The 17,847-nt window shown below is 62.3% G+C and carries 16 protein-coding genes; 8 read left to right on the top strand and 8 right to left on the bottom strand.

Going from position 1 to position 17,847, the window contains the following annotated elements; genetic code table 11:
* Nucleotides 1-25 precede the first annotated feature (25 nt).
* Together IVB22_RS28725 and IVB22_RS28720 are read right to left on the bottom strand one after the other, a co-directional pair.
* Entirely contained in the window at nucleotides 26-430 is a 405-nt protein-coding gene (locus IVB22_RS28725; RefSeq protein ID WP_247520534.1) for a DUF4864 domain-containing protein, read from the bottom strand.
* A gap of 299 nt (nucleotides 431-729) precedes the next feature.
* Nucleotides 730-987: a DUF1127 domain-containing protein gene (locus tag IVB22_RS28720; RefSeq protein ID WP_247520533.1), complete on the bottom strand. Its 258-nt coding sequence runs from the start codon at nucleotides 985-987 to the stop codon at nucleotides 730-732.
* Between the two features lie 146 nt (nucleotides 988-1,133).
* On the opposite strand from IVB22_RS28720, the gene IVB22_RS28715 reads away from it, so the two are divergent.
* Nucleotides 1,134-2,690 (top strand): winged helix-turn-helix domain-containing protein, encoded by a 1,557-nt coding sequence (locus IVB22_RS28715; protein ID WP_247520532.1) that lies wholly within the window; start codon nucleotides 1,134-1,136, stop codon nucleotides 2,688-2,690.
* 74 nt (nucleotides 2,691-2,764) lie between these two features.
* On the opposite strand, the gene IVB22_RS28710 is transcribed toward IVB22_RS28715, so the two are convergent.
* Both IVB22_RS28710 and IVB22_RS28705 read right to left on the bottom strand, forming a co-directional pair.
* Entirely contained in the window at nucleotides 2,765-3,646 is an 882-nt protein-coding gene (locus IVB22_RS28710; RefSeq protein WP_247520531.1) for a 3-keto-5-aminohexanoate cleavage protein, read from the bottom strand.
* A gap of 56 nt (nucleotides 3,647-3,702) precedes the next feature.
* Complete coding sequence (locus IVB22_RS28705; RefSeq protein WP_247520529.1) at nucleotides 3,703-5,301, bottom strand: ATP-binding protein; 1,599 nt, start codon at nucleotides 5,299-5,301, stop codon at nucleotides 3,703-3,705.
* A 617-nt stretch (nucleotides 5,302-5,918) separates the two neighbouring features.
* Between IVB22_RS28705 and IVB22_RS28700 the strand changes: the two genes are divergently transcribed.
* Nucleotides 5,919-7,106 carry a hypothetical protein gene (locus tag IVB22_RS28700; protein ID WP_247520528.1) on the top strand — a complete coding sequence of 396 codons (1,188 nt, stop codon included), beginning with the start codon at nucleotides 5,919-5,921 and terminating at the stop codon, nucleotides 7,104-7,106.
* 78 nt (nucleotides 7,107-7,184) lie between these two features.
* Here the strand turns inward: IVB22_RS28700 and IVB22_RS28695 are convergent, their stop codons facing one another.
* Nucleotides 7,185-7,733: a cupin domain-containing protein gene (locus IVB22_RS28695; RefSeq protein WP_247520527.1), complete on the bottom strand. Its 549-nt coding sequence runs from the start codon at nucleotides 7,731-7,733 to the stop codon at nucleotides 7,185-7,187.
* A gap of 152 nt (nucleotides 7,734-7,885) precedes the next feature.
* On the opposite strand from IVB22_RS28695, the gene IVB22_RS28690 reads away from it, so the two are divergent.
* Both IVB22_RS28690 and IVB22_RS28685 read left to right on the top strand, forming a co-directional pair.
* Nucleotides 7,886-9,214 carry an aspartate aminotransferase family protein gene (locus IVB22_RS28690; protein WP_247520526.1) on the top strand — a complete coding sequence of 443 codons (1,329 nt, stop codon included), beginning with the start codon at nucleotides 7,886-7,888 and terminating at the stop codon, nucleotides 9,212-9,214.
* A gap of 64 nt (nucleotides 9,215-9,278) precedes the next feature.
* Nucleotides 9,279-10,544 (top strand): D-amino acid dehydrogenase, encoded by a 1,266-nt coding sequence (locus IVB22_RS28685; protein ID WP_247520525.1) that lies wholly within the window; start codon nucleotides 9,279-9,281, stop codon nucleotides 10,542-10,544.
* A gap of 104 nt (nucleotides 10,545-10,648) precedes the next feature.
* Here IVB22_RS28685 and IVB22_RS28680 read toward each other — a convergent pair whose 3' ends face one another.
* From IVB22_RS28680 to IVB22_RS28670, 3 genes are all read right to left on the bottom strand, one after another.
* On the bottom strand, nucleotides 10,649-10,930 hold the full coding sequence (locus IVB22_RS28680) for a hypothetical protein (RefSeq protein WP_247520524.1): 282 nt from the start codon (nucleotides 10,928-10,930) through the stop codon (nucleotides 10,649-10,651).
* A 242-nt stretch (nucleotides 10,931-11,172) separates the two neighbouring features.
* Nucleotides 11,173-13,470, bottom strand: a complete 2,298-nt coding sequence (locus tag IVB22_RS28675; protein WP_374207708.1) for a molybdopterin guanine dinucleotide-containing S/N-oxide reductase — start codon at nucleotides 13,468-13,470, stop codon at nucleotides 11,173-11,175.
* Nucleotides 13,471-13,490: 20 nt separating this feature from the next.
* Nucleotides 13,491-14,174 (bottom strand): cupin domain-containing protein, encoded by a 684-nt coding sequence (locus tag IVB22_RS28670; protein ID WP_247520522.1) that lies wholly within the window; start codon nucleotides 14,172-14,174, stop codon nucleotides 13,491-13,493.
* A gap of 153 nt (nucleotides 14,175-14,327) precedes the next feature.
* Between IVB22_RS28670 and IVB22_RS28665 the strand changes: the two genes are divergently transcribed.
* Genes IVB22_RS28665 through IVB22_RS28650 form a run of 4 tightly spaced genes read left to right on the top strand, consistent with a single transcriptional unit; the run spans nucleotide 14,328 to nucleotide 17,785 of the window.
* A complete protein-coding gene (locus IVB22_RS28665; protein WP_247520521.1) occupies nucleotides 14,328-15,095 on the top strand; it encodes an ABC transporter substrate-binding protein in 768 nt (255 codons plus the stop codon).
* Nucleotides 15,095-15,748 (top strand): amino acid ABC transporter permease, encoded by a 654-nt coding sequence (locus IVB22_RS28660; protein WP_247520576.1) that lies wholly within the window; start codon nucleotides 15,095-15,097, stop codon nucleotides 15,746-15,748. Before IVB22_RS28665 ends, IVB22_RS28660 begins: the two co-directional genes overlap by 1 nt.
* Nucleotides 15,745-16,476, top strand: coding sequence for an amino acid ABC transporter ATP-binding protein (locus tag IVB22_RS28655; protein WP_247520520.1), 732 nt, complete (start codon nucleotides 15,745-15,747; stop codon nucleotides 16,474-16,476). Before IVB22_RS28660 ends, IVB22_RS28655 begins: the two co-directional genes overlap by 4 nt.
* 16 nt (nucleotides 16,477-16,492) lie before the next feature.
* Entirely contained in the window at nucleotides 16,493-17,785 is a 1,293-nt protein-coding gene (locus IVB22_RS28650; RefSeq protein ID WP_247520519.1) for an FAD-binding oxidoreductase, read from the top strand.
* The last annotated feature ends 62 nt before the right edge of the window (nucleotides 17,786-17,847 follow it).

The raw sequence follows: 17,847 nt of genomic DNA, 5'->3' as shown, positions 1-17,847 counted from the left end.
ACAGCGACAGGCGTGGTGGCGCCGACTATACCGCCTGTCCCGCCTTCAATAGCGAACATCCGGTGATCTTCAGACTGCCGTCCGGCTGCTGCTCCAGCGTGTACATCGCTTCCCAGGCCTCGCCATTGTCGTCGACGATGTGGACGCGCTGGGCGATCCGGCCGCCGGCCGAGCGCGCCTCGCCGAATTCAAAACTCTTGTGGCGGTAGACCGGCGCGTAGCCCTGCTGGACCATCTGCATGAACATGTCGGCCTGCGGAAACAGCTGTTTGATCTCGGGGGCGGCATGGGAATAGGCCGTGGCGGCGTCATCGCGGCTGAACGCCTGCTCCTGCGCGCGGATCACGCTTTGTGCAGCGGCGACGTCGTCGGCGAATGCGGGCGTGGCGAGGCCGAGCAGAAACACGAGAAGCAGGACGATGACGCGCATGGGTTTGCTCCGTTGTCGACACCCACAGCTACGTTTTACATCACAACCGGTTTCCTGTCCGTGCCATTATTGCCGTCTCACCCCGGACGTGCGGCGCAGGCCGCCGCGTCTTCTTGATTTGACGCGTTTTCTTGACGCGAACCGGCCTCCACCCCGGATCGAGTCCGGGTGACCGCGATCTCGCTGGAAGGCACAGTCGCGATGTGCCGGGCCGCGTGCAGCGTCCAGCCGCTCGAAGATGTCAGGCAGGAGCTGGAGCTTGTGCTTTCGGGCGCGCTGGCGAAGTAGGCCGAGATGCCTCACTTTAGAGTGGCGATGTCAGACATCCAACGGAGCGGATCTGGCGAGATTGAGCGGTTGGAGGCGACGTAGTCAATCTCGCCGCGCGTGATACCAATGTCCTCAAGCTCGCTGTCCGTCAGGCGACACAACTCGGTTCGCAGCTTCTCACGTTTGCGCCACGCCTGAAATGCATTCCAATATGCTTCGAGAGGACTGTAGACCTGCCGCTTCGCGGTTGCCGGTCTCACCTCGGTGGTCTCCTGAATCGTGCTCATTGCGGTGTGCCCTGTCTGGACTACTTGACCAGACGAAGTTGCCGCAAGATGCGCCGGCGCGCTTAACTGGTGGCTTACATTTCCCTTACCGGCAGCTTATTCTTCGTGCTGCGGCGCCTTGGAGGTGACCCAGAAGGAATGGCAACTTGCGCTATCTCTTCGAGAACTACACGCTTGACACCGAAAAGCGTGAACTGCATCGCGGGGCGGATGCGGTGTCGATCACACCGCAGGCTTTTGACCTGCTCGATTACTTGATTCGAAACAGGGAGCGCGTCGTCAGCAAAGACGACCTCATCATTGCCGTTTGGAATGGACGCATTGTATCTGATGCTGCGTTGACGACCCGCCTGAACGCCGCCCGAAATGCGATCGGCGATTCCGGCGAAGAACAGCGCCTCCTCAAGACAATGGCGCGGAAGGGCTTCCGTTTTGTCGGGCAAGTACTGGAAGAGCGAGGCGACGCAGCGCCCGACAACTGGGCAGAACCGCCGAAAGGCCCTCTGACGCTGCCCACCAGACCTTCAGTGGCCGTCCTCCCCTTCGTCAACCTAAGCCTGGATCCAGAGCAGGAGTATTTTGCCGACGGCGTCGTGGAGGACATCACGATGGCGCTGTCGCGCTTTCACTGGCTCTTTGTGATCGCACGCAATTCGAGCTTCACTTACAAAGGCCGAAGTGTAGACGTGAGGCAGGTCGGCCGCGAGCTTGGGGTGCGCTACATACTCGAAGGCAGCGTGCGCAAGGCAGGAAATCGCTTGCGCATCGCGGGGCAGCTTATTGATGCCGAAACTGGAGCACATCTGTGGGCGGACCACTTCGATGGTGCGCTCGAGGATGTGTTTGATCTACAGGACCATGTGACTTCCAGCGTGGTGGGTGCAATCGCACCAAAGCTGCAGCGCGAGGAAATCAAGCGGGCAAAGCGCAAACCAACTGAAAATCTGGATGCATACGACTATTATCTGCGTGGGCTGGCCAGCGCTGGTCGGTGGACCAAGGACGCGAACGCCGAAGCACTTCGACTCTTTTGCAAGGCAGTCGAGCTCGATCATGGTCTGGCCTGCGCCTATGGCATGGCTGCGTGGTGCTACGTGCGGCGAAAAGCGCGTGGTTGGATGGACGACCGCATTCAGGAAAGCGCGGAAGCTGTACGGCTGGCTCGGAAAGCGGTGCGGCTGGGGGAAGATGACCCTGTTGCGCTGTGTATGGGTGGATATGCACTCGCCTTGGTAGCCCGTGAGTTCGACGACGCGGCGGCGTTCATGGACCGGGGACTTGCGGTAAATCCTAACCTGGGGCGAAGTTGGAGCCTCAGTGCGTGGTTAAGAGTTTGGAGAGGTGAGCCGGACTTGGCACTCGAGCACGCTGCACATGCCATGCGCTTGAGCCCGCTCGATCCCTCCACGTACGCCATGCACGGGGCCATGGCCTATGCCCATTTTCTCGCAGGCCGCTATGACAAGGCGTCGTCATACGCCGAAAGCTCTCTACGCTTCAATCCGGCTTTCCTGCTGGCCACATGCGTTTCCGCAGCGAGCAATGCCGTCGCGGGGCGACTTGACCTGGCACAACGAGCGATATCACAAGCACTCGAATGTGATCCCGATTTGCGCGCCACCAATCTGAGAGATTTGTTTCGTCGGGAGGAGGACTTCGCCACCCTCGCCAAGGGTCTCCGCAATGCGGGCCTTCCCGATTAAACCCCATCTTATTTATCGGGCCGGTTCGGTAGGTCATCGCGCCGCGTTTTAGGATCGTCGGGAGGAACGGGTTATCAGCCGGCCGCAGCCAGCGCCTGCCGCATTTCGGCCGGAGAGGCGGGTTCGGCGCCGTGCTCACGCACCAGACTAACCGCCTCTTCGACCAGTTCGAGATTGGTCGCGGTCGTGCCCAGCGGCGCATCCTCGAGGCCGACGCGAATATGGCCGCCGCGTGCGATCGTCTCTGCAAATAGCGGGCGGAGATCGGCGCTGACGCCCGCAATCATCCAGGGCGCACCGGGCGCTTCCTCCTCCAGCAGCGCATGGTAAGCAGCAAGTGCATATGGCTTTGGTGGAAGGCCGACCGCGATCAGATTGCAGAACATGAGACGATAGATCGGCACCTTGACGCCGGCCGCGCGCGCAAGCGCTGCGCCGGCACGCGCGAAGCCGGGCTCGTAGATGGCAAAATCGGTATGCAGGCCGTGGCGCGCCGCGAAATCGAGCGCATACCGGATCTGGGATTCAGGATTCATGTAGGTGCCGCCAGGCTGCGTGGCCGCCGTGATTTTTGTCAGGCTCAAATTGACGCTGCCGGGATCGATGACGGCAAAATCCAAGAGGCCCCGCGCGGCAAGTTCTTCGATGTCGGCAAATCGGGCCGCGACGTCGGCGAGCGGGCTGCTGTCGCTGCCTGTGGTTATGAAAGCCGGATAGGAGGGATAGACCGGCACATCGATCTGGTTGCGGATGCCTTCGATGATGCGGGCATAGACCTGCCAGTCATAGGTCTGCGGACCGCCGCCATCATAGGCATGGACGTGAACGATGGTGGCGCCGGCGCGCGCGCAGGCGACGCCTTCGGCGATGATGGTCTCAACGGTGTCGGGAATGCCGGGTTGGAACGCGCGGCCCCACGAGCCGTTCAACGCCGCCTCGATCCAGACCTTGCGCATGCCATTACTCTCCTGAAAATTTGGTCCTTCCATCCATGGGCCGTGTTCAGAAGGACTCACGATGCCAGCGCGGTTAGAAGCATCCGCGCGAGGTCGGCGCTGAGATAAGGCTTCGGCAGAAGCAGCACGCCAGCATCGAGACGGCCATGATGTATGAGGGCATTCTCAGCATAACCGGATGTATAAAGCACTTTGAGCTCGGGCCGTCTTTTGACCGCCTCAGTCGCGAGCTGGCGGCCATTCACTCCCCCGGGGAGCATTACGTCAGTGAACAGCAGGTCAATGCGTTCGGGTCCATCGATGAGCGCCAGCGCCGCGGCAGCATTGCCGGCGGCGAGCGTGCGGAATCCGAAACGGGTGATTTGCGCCACGACATATTCGCGGACCAGCGGGTCGTCCTCGACAATCAGGATCGACTGTTCGCCATGTTCGCCCGCATATCCGCCAGTCTCGCCAGCGGGCTCCTCCTCCGGGCCGCCGCCCGTGGCCTGCGGCAGGTATAGCTTCACGCTCGTGCCGTGGCCCTGTTCGCTGTAGATCTTGATATGTCCATTCGACTGTTTAACGAAGCCATACACCATGCTGAGGCCGAGCCCCGATCCTTTGCCGGCCTCCTTGGTGGTGAAGAATGGTTCAAACACCTTTTCGAGCAGGTTGTTCGGGATTCCATCCCCGGTGTCACTCACTGCAATCATGACGTAGTTGCCCGGCCTGACCTCGCTGTTCAGGCTGGCGTAGGTCTCATCGAGCACCACGTTCTTTGTTTCTAATGTCAGCTTACCGCCGTTAGACATGGCGTCACGCGCATTCAAGGCGAGGTTCAGGATCGCAGTCGTGAGCTGGCTGGGATCAATCAGAGCCGGTGCGGAATCGTGCGCCAGCATCGATTCGATTTCGATGTGCTCGCCGAGGGTCGGCCGCAGCAGACGCGCTGCATCGATCACCAACGCGTTGACGTCGGTATTGCGCGGCTGCAGCGGCTGTCGACGGGAGAAGGCCAACAAATGTTTCGTCAGATCCGCCCCCCTCGCCGCGGCTCCGCTAATCAGATTGGTGATCTGAACGAGATGTGGACGATCCTTGACAGCATCGCTGAGGATTTCGATGGTCCCAGTGATCACAGTCAGAATGTTGTTGAAGTCGTGCGCCACGCCGCCGGTGAGCTGGCCGATGGCTTCCATCTTCTGCGCTTGCTGGACGTTGGATTCGGTGGCCTCTTTCTCCTCAAAGCGCTTGACCATGGCTTCCGCCTCGCGGCGTTGCCTGACTTCCTCCTCAAGTGCGGCATAGGCATTCGCTAGCTGAATGCGCGTGGGCAGCACCAGGATCCGCGGCAGCGCCAGCAGTAGGGCTGCCGTGACCGGGACCGAGATCAGCGCCAGGAAAGCTTTGGTCAGGGCCTCGATTTCATAGGCCGGCACCCACAGGGTGTAGATCGACAGCAGGCGGGTCACTCCGCAGACCGCGACGAAGATCGCGAAGATCAAGAATACGCCCCGGAACATAAGTTCACGATGGCGCCGCCACACGAAGTACGCGAGGACGAACGCCGTAGCAAAGAAGGCGGTGGCGACCATCGCGTCGGAAACGGCATTCAGCCAAATCAATTCCGGCTTCCACAGCAGGCACGCGCCGTGCTCGGTGAGCTTCGACATCTGGAAAAGCTCCAAGAAGCGGCTGCACGCGTGCAGCCGCAAGCCTCCGATCGCTCCGTCGGACGACGGAAACTATTCAGCTTTTTTGCCATCCACGCAAGCGCAGGGCTGGCTCGGCGAATGTTGTCGCGCCCAGCTGAGAGGCATCAGAACCCGAACAGAACAGGTGATTTCCGCCTTTGATTCATCAGCGGACCACTTCTTGCCCTAGACTCGGCCAAGGCCCGCCGAGGCAAGGCGAAGATCGTTACCATTTGTTGGGCCAAGCAGATCCACCTTGGGGTTCTGGCGGATGCCCGCAAATGCCCCCAAGGGGCGGTAAATCGCGTATTGATGGGGAGGGCACTTGGAGGAGTTACATGCGAGTCATGACACTTCTTTTACTCTCCAGTTTTTCGCTTCTGACACTGACTATGGTCTCGGCTGGCACGACGCTAGCCCAAGCTCCCGCGCCCAGGCCATCGTCCGCGGCGTCTCCAGTGCAAGCACCAGCACCGGCTCCTGGCGCTACCTTTAGCCCTGTTCCGCAGGACCCGGTCAGCTACCTTCCGGTTATCCCGGGGGGCCGCGGCTTCGGCATGTCAACGAGGGCAGGTCGTGGCGGTACGGTCTACCGCGTGACGAACAACAAATCGAGCGGGGCTGGTTCTTTTCGTGCCTGTGCTGCCGCTTCGGGGCCGCGTGTTTGTATCTTCGAAGTTTCTGGTTACATCGATATTTCTCCCGAGCTGTGGATTTATAACCCGTATCTGACAATCGCCGGTCAAACGGCTCCGTCTCCCGGGATCACGCTTCGCGGTGGCAAGCTGGTGATTGCGACGTCGGACGTTTTGGTTCAACACATTCGTGTTCGGGTGGGCGATGGCGCTGGTTCTGATCCCGAAGACCGCGATGCCCTGACCATCGACGGTTATAGAGGTAGCCCATCGAATCCAATCAAGAACATCGTCGTCGATCACTGCTCGTTCAGCTGGTCTATCGATGAAGTTATGTCAGCCTGGTGGTACACGGATCAGATCACGCTATCGAACAACATCTTCGCTCAGCCGCTGCACCGATCTCTCCACCCAAAAGGTCCGCATGGATTTGGCGTGCTCCTTGGATATGCTCCGGGGTCTATTTCCATATTGTACAACATCATGGCGCATAACGTGGATCGCAGTCCAAACTCGCGCGCGAAGTACTTCGCGATGCTGAACAACACCGCCTACAATTGGACCTCGTACGCAACCCGCATGACGGGTGAAGAGGAATTGGCTACTGCGCCACCCGCGACGAACAGTTCGGTCATCGGTAACATGTATATCCCTGGCCCCGATACAAATTTGGAACGCCTGCCGATTGAAGTGTCCAATCCGAACAGCGCAACCAAGGTCTACGTGTCTGACAATGGCGGCTTTCGTCAGTCAAGCGATCCGATGTCAATGGTGGCGTGGAATTCCGGCTTGAAGGAGAGCCAGGCGAGTTACTCAGCGCCATCAGGCACGATCCCACAAGGTATCGTCGCGGCTTCGCCAGATCAGGCCCACGATTTTGTTCTCGTCCATGGCGGTGCGCGCCCGAAAGATCGCGATTCGGTTGATATCCGCGTCATAAACGAGATCAAGAAAAGAGCAGGCACGATCATCAACTGCGTTAGCGCGGATGGCAGCGATCGTTGCCAAAAGAACGGTGGCGGATGGCCGTCAATGCCCGTGAATCGTATTACGCATACTTTGCCCGCGAATCCAGGCGGCGATGATGATGGAAATGGTTACACGAATCTCGAAGAGTGGTTGCATCAGAAGGCCGCGGCTCTGGAGTAGGTTACGACACAATTCGCAACACGCGGCGCGCAACTCGGCGCCCGCAGGCTTTGCCCGCTTGTGGAGCGCGCCCGCTGCTCAAAACGTCGGCGGCGTGCAGGCCGAGATTACTTCGCAGGCTTTACCGCCGACGCAGCGAAAGCGATGCGGGCGGCGGCTTTCGAAATAATAGGCGTCGCCGGGATCGAGAATGCGGCGCTCGTCGTCGACGGTGACCTCCAGCCGGCCCGAGACCACGATGCCGCCTTCCTCGCCGTCATGGGTCAGCGGCACCCGGCCGGTGTCGCTGCCCGGCTCGTAGCGTTCCTTGAGGATCTGCAAGCTCCGGCCAAACAGATTGTCGCCGACCTGGCGGAAGGAGATCGGCTTCTTGCCGATCTCGGTCAGTTCGTCGGCGCGATAGAAGGCCTTGCGCGGCCGTTCCGGCTCGATCGCGAAGAATTCGGCAAGCCCCATCGGCAGCCCGTCGAGGATGCGCTTGAGCGCGCCGACGGAGGGGTTCATCTGGTTCGATTCGATCAGCGAGATCGTCGAATTGGTCACGCCGGAGCGTTTTGCCAGCTCGCGTTGAGATAGCTTGTGACGGGCGCGAACGAAGCGGAGTCGCCCACCGATATCGACGCTCATCGAAAATCCCTGTTGCAAGTGTTTCGGATCGAACAAATATGCCCTAGCCGGGCCAACAAAATCAATGGGTTGCGGGAGTGAAGAAAAGGACTTGTTGTGCCTTCCCGAGCGTGGCCCGGTGGTAGCTTGAGCTGCCAGCACAGGAGCCACCCGTGACCCTTCATCAGAAGCCGAACACCCTGCAAACCGATTCGTTCTGGATGCCGTTCACGGCCAACCGGCAGTTCAAGAAAGCGCCGCGGCTGTTCGCTTCCGCCGAGGGCATGCACTACACCACCGTCGACGGCCGCAAGGTGATCGACGGCTCGGCCGGCCTCTGGTGCGTCAATGCCGGCCACGGCCGCCGCCAGATCGCGACCGCCGTCGAGCGGCAGTTGACGAACCTCGACTTCGCGCCCTCGTTCAACATGGGCCATCCGCTGGCGTTCGATTTCGCCGAGCGGCTTGCCGAGATCGCGCCCAAAGGTCTCGACCGCATCTTCTTCACCAACTCCGGCTCCGAGTCGGTCGACACCGCGCTGAAGATCGCGCTCGCCTACCAGCGCGCCATTGGACAGGGCACGCGGACGCGCCTGATCGGCCGCGAGCGCGGCTATCACGGCGTCGGCTTCGGCGGCATGTCGGTCGGCGGCATGGTGGCGAACCGCCGCGCCTTCGCGACCCATCTGCCCGGCGTTGATCACATCCGTCATACCCATGATCTCGCCCGCAATGCTTTCGCAAAAGATCAGCCTGAACACGGCGCCGATCTCGCCGACGATCTCGAGCGGATGGTGGCGCTGCATGGCGCCGACACCATCGCCGCCGTCATCGTCGAGCCGGTGCCAGGCTCGACCGCCGTGCTGCCGCCGCCGAAGGGCTACCTGAAGCGCCTGCGCGAAATCGCTGACAAGCACGGCATCCTGCTGATCTTCGACGAGGTCATCACCGGCTTCGGCCGCCTCGGCGCGCCGTTCGCGGCTGATCATTTCGGCGTCACGCCTGACATGATGACAACCGCCAAGGGCATCACCAACGGCACCGTGCCCTGCGGCGCGGTGTTCTCCAGCCGCAAGATCCACGACGGGCTGATGAACGGCCCCGAGGGCACGATCGAGCTGTTCCACGGCTACACCTATTCGGCGCATCCGGTCGCCTGTGCGGCGGGCCTTGCGACGCTCGACATCTACAAGGACGAAGGGCTTTTGACGCGCGGCGCTTCTCTGGCCGAATACTGGCGCGATGCGCTGCATTCGTTGAAAGGTCTGCCGAACGTGGTCGATATCCGCAATTGCGGCCTGATGGGCGCGGTCGAAGTCGCGCCGCGCAAGGACGGCGTCGGCACGCGGGGCTATGACGTCATGGTCGACTGCTTCAACAACGGGCTTTACCTGCGCATGAGCGGCGACAGCTTTGCGATGTCGCCGCCCCTGATCGTCGAGAAGAGCCATATCGACGACATGGTTTCGATCCTCGGCGACGCGATCAAACGCGTGGCCTGATCCTTGCTCGCAAGCGAATAAAGCAGCCGCGGCGTGCGACGCCGCGGCGGATGCGTGAGGGATCGTGAAGACAATCGTTCTCGGCAGTGGCGTCATCGGCGTCTCCACCGCCTATTATCTGGCGCGCGCCGGCCATGAAGTAACGGTCGTTGACCGTCAGGCCGCGCCCGCGCAGGAAACCTCCTTCGCCAATGCCGGGGAGGTCTCGCCCGGCTATTCCTCGCCCTGGGCTGGGCCGGGCGTGCCGGTGAAAGCCATCAAATGGCTGTTGATGCGTCACGGCCCGCTGGTGATCTGGCCGAAGCTCGACCCTGTCATGTGGATCTGGGGCCTGAAGATGCTGCGCAACTGCACGGCAGAGCGCTACGCCATCAACAAGAGCCGGATGATCCCGATCGCCGAATACAGCCGCGATTGCTTGCGCGCACTGCGCGCCGAGACCGGCATCAAGTATGACGAGCGCAGCCAAGGCACGCTGCAGCTGTTTCGCAAGCAGAAGCAGCTTGACGGCACCGGCGACGATATCGCGGTGCTCAAGCAATATGGCGTGCCTTACGAGGTGCTCGATCCTGCCGGTTGTATTGCCGCGGAGCCTGCGCTCGCCACCGCGAAGGTCAAGTTCGTCGGAGGGCTTCGGTTGCCGCAGGACGAGACCGGCGATTGCCACATGTTTACGCAGGCGCTCGCCAAGGATGCAGCAAAGCTCGGCGTGCAGTTCAAGTTCAATACGACTATCGAGCGGCTGGTTGCGGAAGGCGATGAGATCACCGGCGTCGTCACCAGCGCGGGGCTGTTGCAGGCCGACGCCTATGTCGCCGCGCTCGGAAGCTGGTCGCCGCGGTTGTTGAAGCCCGTCGGCATTTCCGTTCCGGTCTATCCCGTGAAGGGCTATTCGATCACGGTCCCCGTTACCGATCCCGATAGTGCACCGGTATCGACCGTGATGGACGAAAGCTACAAGGTCGCGATCACGCGGCTCGGCGATCGTATCCGCGTCGGCGGCACCGCGGAAATCTCGGGCTATTCCGATTCGCTCGACGCGGCGCGGCGGGCGACGCTCGATCACTCCCTGACCGACATGTTCCCCCGCGGCGGCGATTTGAGCAAAGCCAGCTTCTGGTGCGGCCTGCGCCCGATGACGCCGGACGGTCCGCCGGTAATCGGCGCCACGCGCTACAGCAATCTGCATCTCAACACCGGCCACGGCACGCTCGGCTGGACCATGGCCTGCGGCTCGGGGAGGGTGCTGGCGGATCTGATGGCGGGGCGGAAGCCGGACATCGACGTGAGTGAACTCACGGTGAGCCGGTACGATCACCGGTTCGGGTGAGAGCCAGACGACGTCCGCATTCGTCATTGCGACCGCTGGAATCGTCGCCCACCCACTGCCGGTCGAATGCAATCGGCAGAGGGCGCGAGACCCGCGAGCTTCACTCAGTGCAGCGCCTGCTCACGAGCGCTGAGAGCCTTCTTCACCAATTCCGGCAAGGTCCTGGCGTAGACCTCAATGAAGGTGGCGTCGCCATTGGAGCGCGGGGTGTGCGCGGCCTGCCCGGCGAGACGTGCGGCCTTGGCCTCGCACTTCGCGAACAGGTTCCAGAACAATTCCGGCTTTTTGTCCACGGTGTCCTTGTGCAGCTTGATGACGGCGGCGCCTACTGCCGCCATGGCATTTACCGCGCCCGCGCTCATGGCGCGCAAGGCAGCCGAGCTCATGATATCTTCTCGGGCCTCGGCGGCAGCGGCTCGTGCTTTCCCCTGCTTCCCTCGGTTCGGCATGCTCGTCTCCTGATGCAACGATACAAACTCCAGGAAGCCTAGGCCGCAGGGATTGACGGCGTCTGAATCGACAATCCTAAGTTCGGATTTTCGATTTCATTCGGGTATGTCTAAATTCTTTCGCGATGTTCTCTCGTACGCGGGCAGCCGGTATGCGGGGTGTCGTCGTTGCCTCTGCATCAATCCTGATCGGGAGGATCGAAGGCGCGGATCGCAGGCAGCGTTCCCTGATACTTCTCGCACTCGACCACCGTTACCTGACCGCAGCAGCCTTGCGCGAGCCGCGATGTGCCGATGTCGCGGGTGAGCACGTTCGGATTGCCGTGTACGCAGAGCGGATGCTCTGCCGCGCCGGCTTGCGGATCGTACCAGGCGCCGGTGGATAATTGCACCACGCCGGGCATGACATCATCTGTAACGGCAGCGGCAGCCAGACACGCGCCTCGATCATTAAAGAGGCGGACGATGTCGCCATCGGCGATGCCGCGGCGCGCCGCATCAACGGGGTTGAGACGGACGGCTTCGCGGCCGGCAATTTTCTTGGACTGGCTGTAGGCACCGAAGTCGAGCTGGCTGTGCAGCCGGGTCGCCGGCTGGTTGGCGATCAGCGTCAACGGGTGGCGCGAATCCGGCGGTTCGGTCGAGGGCAGCCAGGCCGGGTGGGGCGGACAATCGTCGTAACCGAAGCCGGCGATGGTTTTCGAATAGATCTCGATCTTGCCGCTTGGCGTCGGCAGCTTGTTCTTGACGGGATCGTTGCGGAAGGCGCGCAGAAAGCCGCCGTCATCGGGCGCCGATGGCAGCGCGAGTTCGCCGCGCTGCCAGAACTCGTCGAAGTCAGGCGCATCATAACCGGCGTCGGCGAGCGCCCGGCGCGTCGGCTCGTAAAGATGGACCAGCCATTGCCGACTGTCGCGGCCTTCCGTGAAGGCCTGTTCGACGCCCAGACGCCGCGACAGCGCGGCAAAAATATCGAAATCGTCGCGCGCTTCGCCGACCGGATCCACAGCCCTGCGCATCGCGACCAGCCTTGGATCGGTGGCGGCAGCGCCGATATCGTCGCGCTCCAGCGTCATAGTCGCCGGCAGCACGATGTCGGCAAATTTCGCCATCGGCGTCCAGGCGCTCTCATGCACGACGATGGTCTGCGGGACATTGAAGGCGCGCCGCAGCCGGTTGATATCCTGGTGATGGTGGAAAGGGTTGCCGCCCGCCCAATAGACCAGCTTGATATCAGGGTATTGCATCGGCCGGCCGTTATACTCGAACGTCTTTCCCGGATTGAGCAGCATGTCGGAGACGCGTGCGACCGGGATGAAATCGCTTGTAGCATTCTTGCCTTGCGACAGGGTCGGAATCGGAACCGCGTTGAACCGGCGGCCGGTGTGGCCGAGCGCACCGAGCGCGTAATTATATCCGCCGCCGGGCAGGCCGATCTGGCCAAGCATGGCCGCGAGCACCGCGCCCATCCACACCGGCTGCTCGCCATATTGCGCCCGCTGCAATGAATGCGAGACCGTGATCAGAGTGCGCCCGCGCGGCAGCCGGCGGGCGAGGTCGACGATCGTGGCAGGGGGAATGCCGGTGATATCGGCTGCCCACGCCGCGTCTTTCGGCGTGTTGTCATCGCGGCCGCGCAGATAGCGTTCAAAGATGTCGAAGCCGGTGCAATAGCGCGCGACAAAATCGCTGTCCCAAAGGTTTTCGGCGAGCAGCGTGTGCGCGAGCGCCAGCATCAGCGCCACGTCGGTGCCGACCCGGATCGGCAGCCACCGGGCGCCGGCTTCTTCCGGCATGTCATCGCGCAACGGCGTGATGCTGTAGAATACGGTGCCGCGGCGCGCGGCTTTCTGCATCGCGCCGCGCTCGATGTGCCGGCTGATGCCGCCGCTTGCGACATCCGAGTTCTTCAGCGCCATGCCGCCGAAGGCCAGCACGGTATCGGTATGTTCGGCGACCTGATCCCAGGTCACGTTTCGGCGCGAGATGTCTTCGTAAGCCCCGAGGACATGCGGCAGGATCACGGCCGAGGCGCCGGCGCTGTAGCTGTTCACCGAACGCACATAGCCGCCGAACGCTGTGTTCAGGAAGCGATGAACCTGGCTCTGCGCGTGGTGAAAACGCCCGGCGCTGGACCAGCCATAGGAACCGCCGAAGACCGCGGCAGCGCCATGTTCGGTTCGGATCCGCGACAATTCATTCGCAAGCAGATCGAGAACTTCATCCCACGGGCACGCGACGAATTTCTGGTCGAAGCTGCGCTCGCTGCGTGCGCCCCGGTCCAGCCACGCCTTGCGGACCATCGGTCGCAGGATGCGCGCTTTATGGCGCATCGCCGTGGTGAAGTTTTGCAGCATCGGGGAGGGCGCAGGGTCCTCCTCGTGAGGCCTGATATCCAGCGTCGCGCCGTTCCATCGTGCGGAGAACGCGCCCCAGTGCGCGCTGTGCGGGCTCCAATCCTCTCGGGCCTGATCCATTTCTTGTCCCACACGCTCGTTCATGACGCCTGCGTCACGCAATTCACCCACAGCACCACCGCTTTCGCATCTTCCGCCGGATTTGAGAAGCGGTGCGGGCGGCGGCTGGCGAAGCGAAAACTGTCGCCCGTCTTGAGCGACCAGGTCTCGGCGTCTACCGTCAGCGTCATCTCGCCTTCCAGCACCAGTCCCGCTTCCTCGCCGTCATGCGTGTAGAGCTCGTCGCCGGTATTGCCGCCGGGCTCCAGCTGCACGAGAAACAGATTGAGGCGGTTTTCCGTTCCCGCCGGGCTCAGCAATTGTTTTGATATCCCGGTGCGCCACAGTTTCAGTTCGGCGCGCTGCAACTGACGCGTCACCACGCCGCCTGAAGCCGCATCATCGCTGGGTCGCGAGCCGAACAGCGCGGCGATGCCGACGCCGAGCACGTCCGCCAGCGTCGCCAGCACCCGCAGCGAAGGCGACGACAGGCCGCGCTCGATTTGGCTGAGGAAGCCGATCGACAGATCGGTACGATCAGCGATCGTCTCCAGCGACAGTTTGTGTTCGCGGCGGAGGTCGCGAATGCGCCGGCCGACCGCGAGATCCATCGCCGGTTCGGCCGGCCTCGCGGCAGCCTTCGCCTTCGGCCTGCGCGCCGCCTTTGCCGTGGCCCTTGCCTTGGCCTTGGGCGCCGGCTTCTTGATTCTCCTGCCACCGCTCACGTCAGCCTGCTTCCTTCATGTGCATGAAAATCGCTTGCAATGCCGCGGCAAGTGTGACCACAATTTCATAATGGTGAAAATAGGCCGGAACGGCGTTTCCCGCAACTCTTTGGTCTAACGCGGGCGACGGTGTTCGATCCAGGAGGTGGTGCCATGGCTCTCAAACGTCTCGTCCAGGTCGCGATGGCGGCCGTAGTTCTCACCGCCGCGATGCCGGCATCTGCGCAAAAGGTGCTGAAAGTGGGCTCGACGCCGACCGGCGTGCCCTTCACCTTCCTCGACACCAAGACCAACAGCATTCAGGGCATCATGGTCGATCTCATCACCGAGATCGGCAAGGATGCCGGCTTCCAGGTCCAGATCGAGCCGATGCAGTTCTCGACGCTGATCGCCTCGCTCACGTCGAACAAGATCGACATCATCTCGGCGGCGATGTTCGTTACGCCGGCGCGCAAGGAAGTGATCGATTTCTCCGAACCGTTCTACAGCTACGGCGAGGGGCTGCTGGTGCCGAAGGGCGACAGCAAGACCTACACCAAGCAGGACGACCTGAAGGGCGAAGTGGTCGGCGCGCAGGTCGGGACGGCCTTCGTCGATGCGCTGAAGAAATCGGGCCTGTTCAGCGAGGTGAAGGCCTATGACACCATTCCCGACATTCTGCGCGACGTGAACGCCGGTCGATTGAAGGCAGGTTTCGCCGATTACCCGATCCTGGCCTACAATTTGAAGCAGGGCGGTTTCCCCGAGGCGCGTATCGTCGAGAGCTACAAGCCTGCCACCATCGGCTCGGTCGGCATCGGCGTGCGCAAGGGCGATACCGAACTGCTCGCCAAGATCAATGCCTCGCTGGCGAAGCTGAAGGCGAACGGGACGGTGGAAAAAATTCTCGATAAATGGGGCCTGAAGGCGCAGGCTTCCTGATGCAGGCCTTCTGGCGCGATACTGTCGAGTTCCTGCCGATCCTGATGAGCGGCGTGGCGCTGACGGTCATCGTTACGATCGGTTCGCTGCTGCTGTCGACCGCGCTCGGCCTGATCTGGGCGCTGATGCGGGTATCCGGCATCGGCGTCCTCACGGGATTCAGCGCTGGACTGATCAACGTGATCCGCGGCATCCCGATCATCGTGCTGCTGTTCTATCTCTACTTCGTGATGCCGGAATTCGGCCTGACGCTGTCGGCGCTGCAGGCGGCGATCCTGGGGCTCGGCATCGCCTATTCGGCCTATCAGGCCGAGAATTTCCGTGCTGGCATCGAGGCGATCGACAAGGGGCAGATCGAGGCCGCGCAGGCGATCGGCATGGGCTGGTGGCAGACCATGCGCCGCGTGGTGTTGCCGCAAGCGGTCAAGATCGTGCTGCCGCCCTACGGCAACATCATGATCATGATGCTGAAGGATTCGTCGCAGGCCTCGACCATCACGGTCGCCGAACTCGCCCTGCAAGGCAAGCTCATCGCGTCCTCCACCTTCAAGAACACCAGCGTGTTCACGCTTGTCGCGCTGATGTATCTCACCATGAGCATCCCGCTCATCCTGCTGGTCCGTCACTTCGAAAAACGGGCAGGCCAGAAATGATCAAGCTTTCCAACGTTCACAAGAGCTTTGGCAAGGTCGAGGTGCTGAAGGGCATCACGGCGTCCGTCGAGAAGGGCGAGGTGGTCTGCATCATCGGTCCCTCCGGTTCGGGAAAGTCCACCATCCTGCGCTGCATCAACGGGCTGGAAAGCTACGACAGCGGCGATATCAGCGTCGAGGGGGCGCGGGTCGATCGCAACGCGCCCTCGATCGTTTCGGTCCGGACGCAAGTCTCGATGGTGTTCCAGCGCTTCAACCTGTTCCCGCACCGGACCGCGCTGGAGAACGTCATCGAGGGCCCGATCTATGTGAAGAAGGAGCCGCGCGCCGAGGCACTGGAGCGTGGCCGCGCGCTGCTGGCGCGGGTGGGACTCGCGGAGAAGGCCGATGTCCATCCGCCGCAGCTGTCCGGCGGGCAGCAGCAGCGCGTCGCGATAGCGCGGGCGCTCGCGATGCAGCCCAAGGCGATCCTGTTCGACGAGCCGACCTCGGCGCTCGACCCCGAACTGGTCGGCGATGTGCTGGGCGTGATGCGCAAGCTTGCCGACGACGGCATGACCATGGTCGTCGTCACCCATGAAATGGCATTTGCAAAGGACGTCGCCGATCGCGTGCTGTTCATCGACGGCGGTGTGATCGTCGAGCAGGGGCCGGCGAAAACCGTTCTCAACCAGCCGCAGCATGCGCGCACGCAGGACTTTTTGCGGCGCGTGCTGCATCCGCTCTAAACTTCGGTCATCGTCCATGAATTCGCCTGTCTCGCTGCCGCTGCCGCCAAGCCTCTATGCCGATACGGCGGTGGCGCCGACACCGACGCCGCCGCTCGATGCGGACAAAAAAGTCTCGGTCGCGATCATCGGCGGCGGTTTTACAGGACTATCCACGGCGCTGCATCTGGCCGAGCAGGGTGTCGACGTGACCGTGCTGGAGGCGCAACAGCCGGGCTGGGGCGCGTCGGGTAACAATGGCGGCCAGGTCAATCCGGGGCTCAAGCACGACCCTGATAAGATCGAGGCGGATTTTGGCACTGAGCTCGGCGGCCGCATGATCGCGTTTTCCTACGGCACCACCAACTTCACGTTCGACCTGATCCGTCGCTACCAGATCCCGTGCGAGGCGCGGCAGAACGGCACACTGCGCGCGGCTTACAATGAAGCAAGCGCGACGGCAATCGAGAACACCGCGAAGCAATGCATCCGCCGCGGCATGCCGGTGACGCTGCTGAACCGCGAACAGATGCGGGAGATGACCGGCACCGACCGTTATCTCTGCGCCATGCTGGACAACCGCGGCGGTGACCTGCATCCGCTGAGCTACGCGCGCGGGCTCGCGCGCGCCGCGATCGCGGCCGGCGCTGCCGTCCATGGCGAGACGCCCGCACTCTCCTTGTCGCGTGAGGCTGCCAGCTGGCGCATCGAAACGCCGCGCGGAATCGTGCGCGCCGAAAAGGTGCTGCTCGCGACCAACGGCTTCACCGGCGACCTCTGGCCGAGCCTGCGCCGCACCATCGTGCCGGTGTTTTCGTCGATCGCCGCCACCGCGCCCTTATCCGAAGAAGTCGCGCGCGCGATCATGCCGACGCGCTCGGTGTTGTACGAGAGCGGTCACATCACGGTCTATTACCGCATCGATCAGCACAACAGGTTGTTGATGGGCGGACGCGGCCCGATGCGCTGGATCAGCAAGCCCACCGACGTCGCCTATCTCATGCGCTATGCGGAGCGGCTGTGGCCGGGCGTGAAGGGCGCCACCTGGACGCACGGCTGGAACAGCCGGCTCGCGATCACGCCCGATCATTATCCGCATGTGCATGAGCCCGCGGAGAATCTCCTGATCTCGCTCGGCTGCAACGGCCGCGGCGTCGCGCTCTCGACCGCGATGGGGCAGCAACTGGCGCGCCGTCTCGTCGGCGGCAAGAACGCCGAGATCGACATGCCCGTAACCGGAATCAAGCCGATGGCGCTGCATGCGTTCTGGCCACTCGGCGTTACCGCCGCGGTGCTCGCCGGGCGGGTGCGGGACCGGCTCGGGATGTAGTCCGTCGCACTTTCGTTATCTGAGGCGCAATGAGCAGATTGACAACCTAAATACTCATAATT

This window comes from Bradyrhizobium sp. 190, assembly GCF_023073415.1.
Lineage (GTDB): Bacteria > Pseudomonadota > Alphaproteobacteria > Rhizobiales > Xanthobacteraceae > Bradyrhizobium.
Note: the sequence above shows the minus strand (reverse complement) of the source record. Positions and strands in the feature narration are given on the sequence as shown.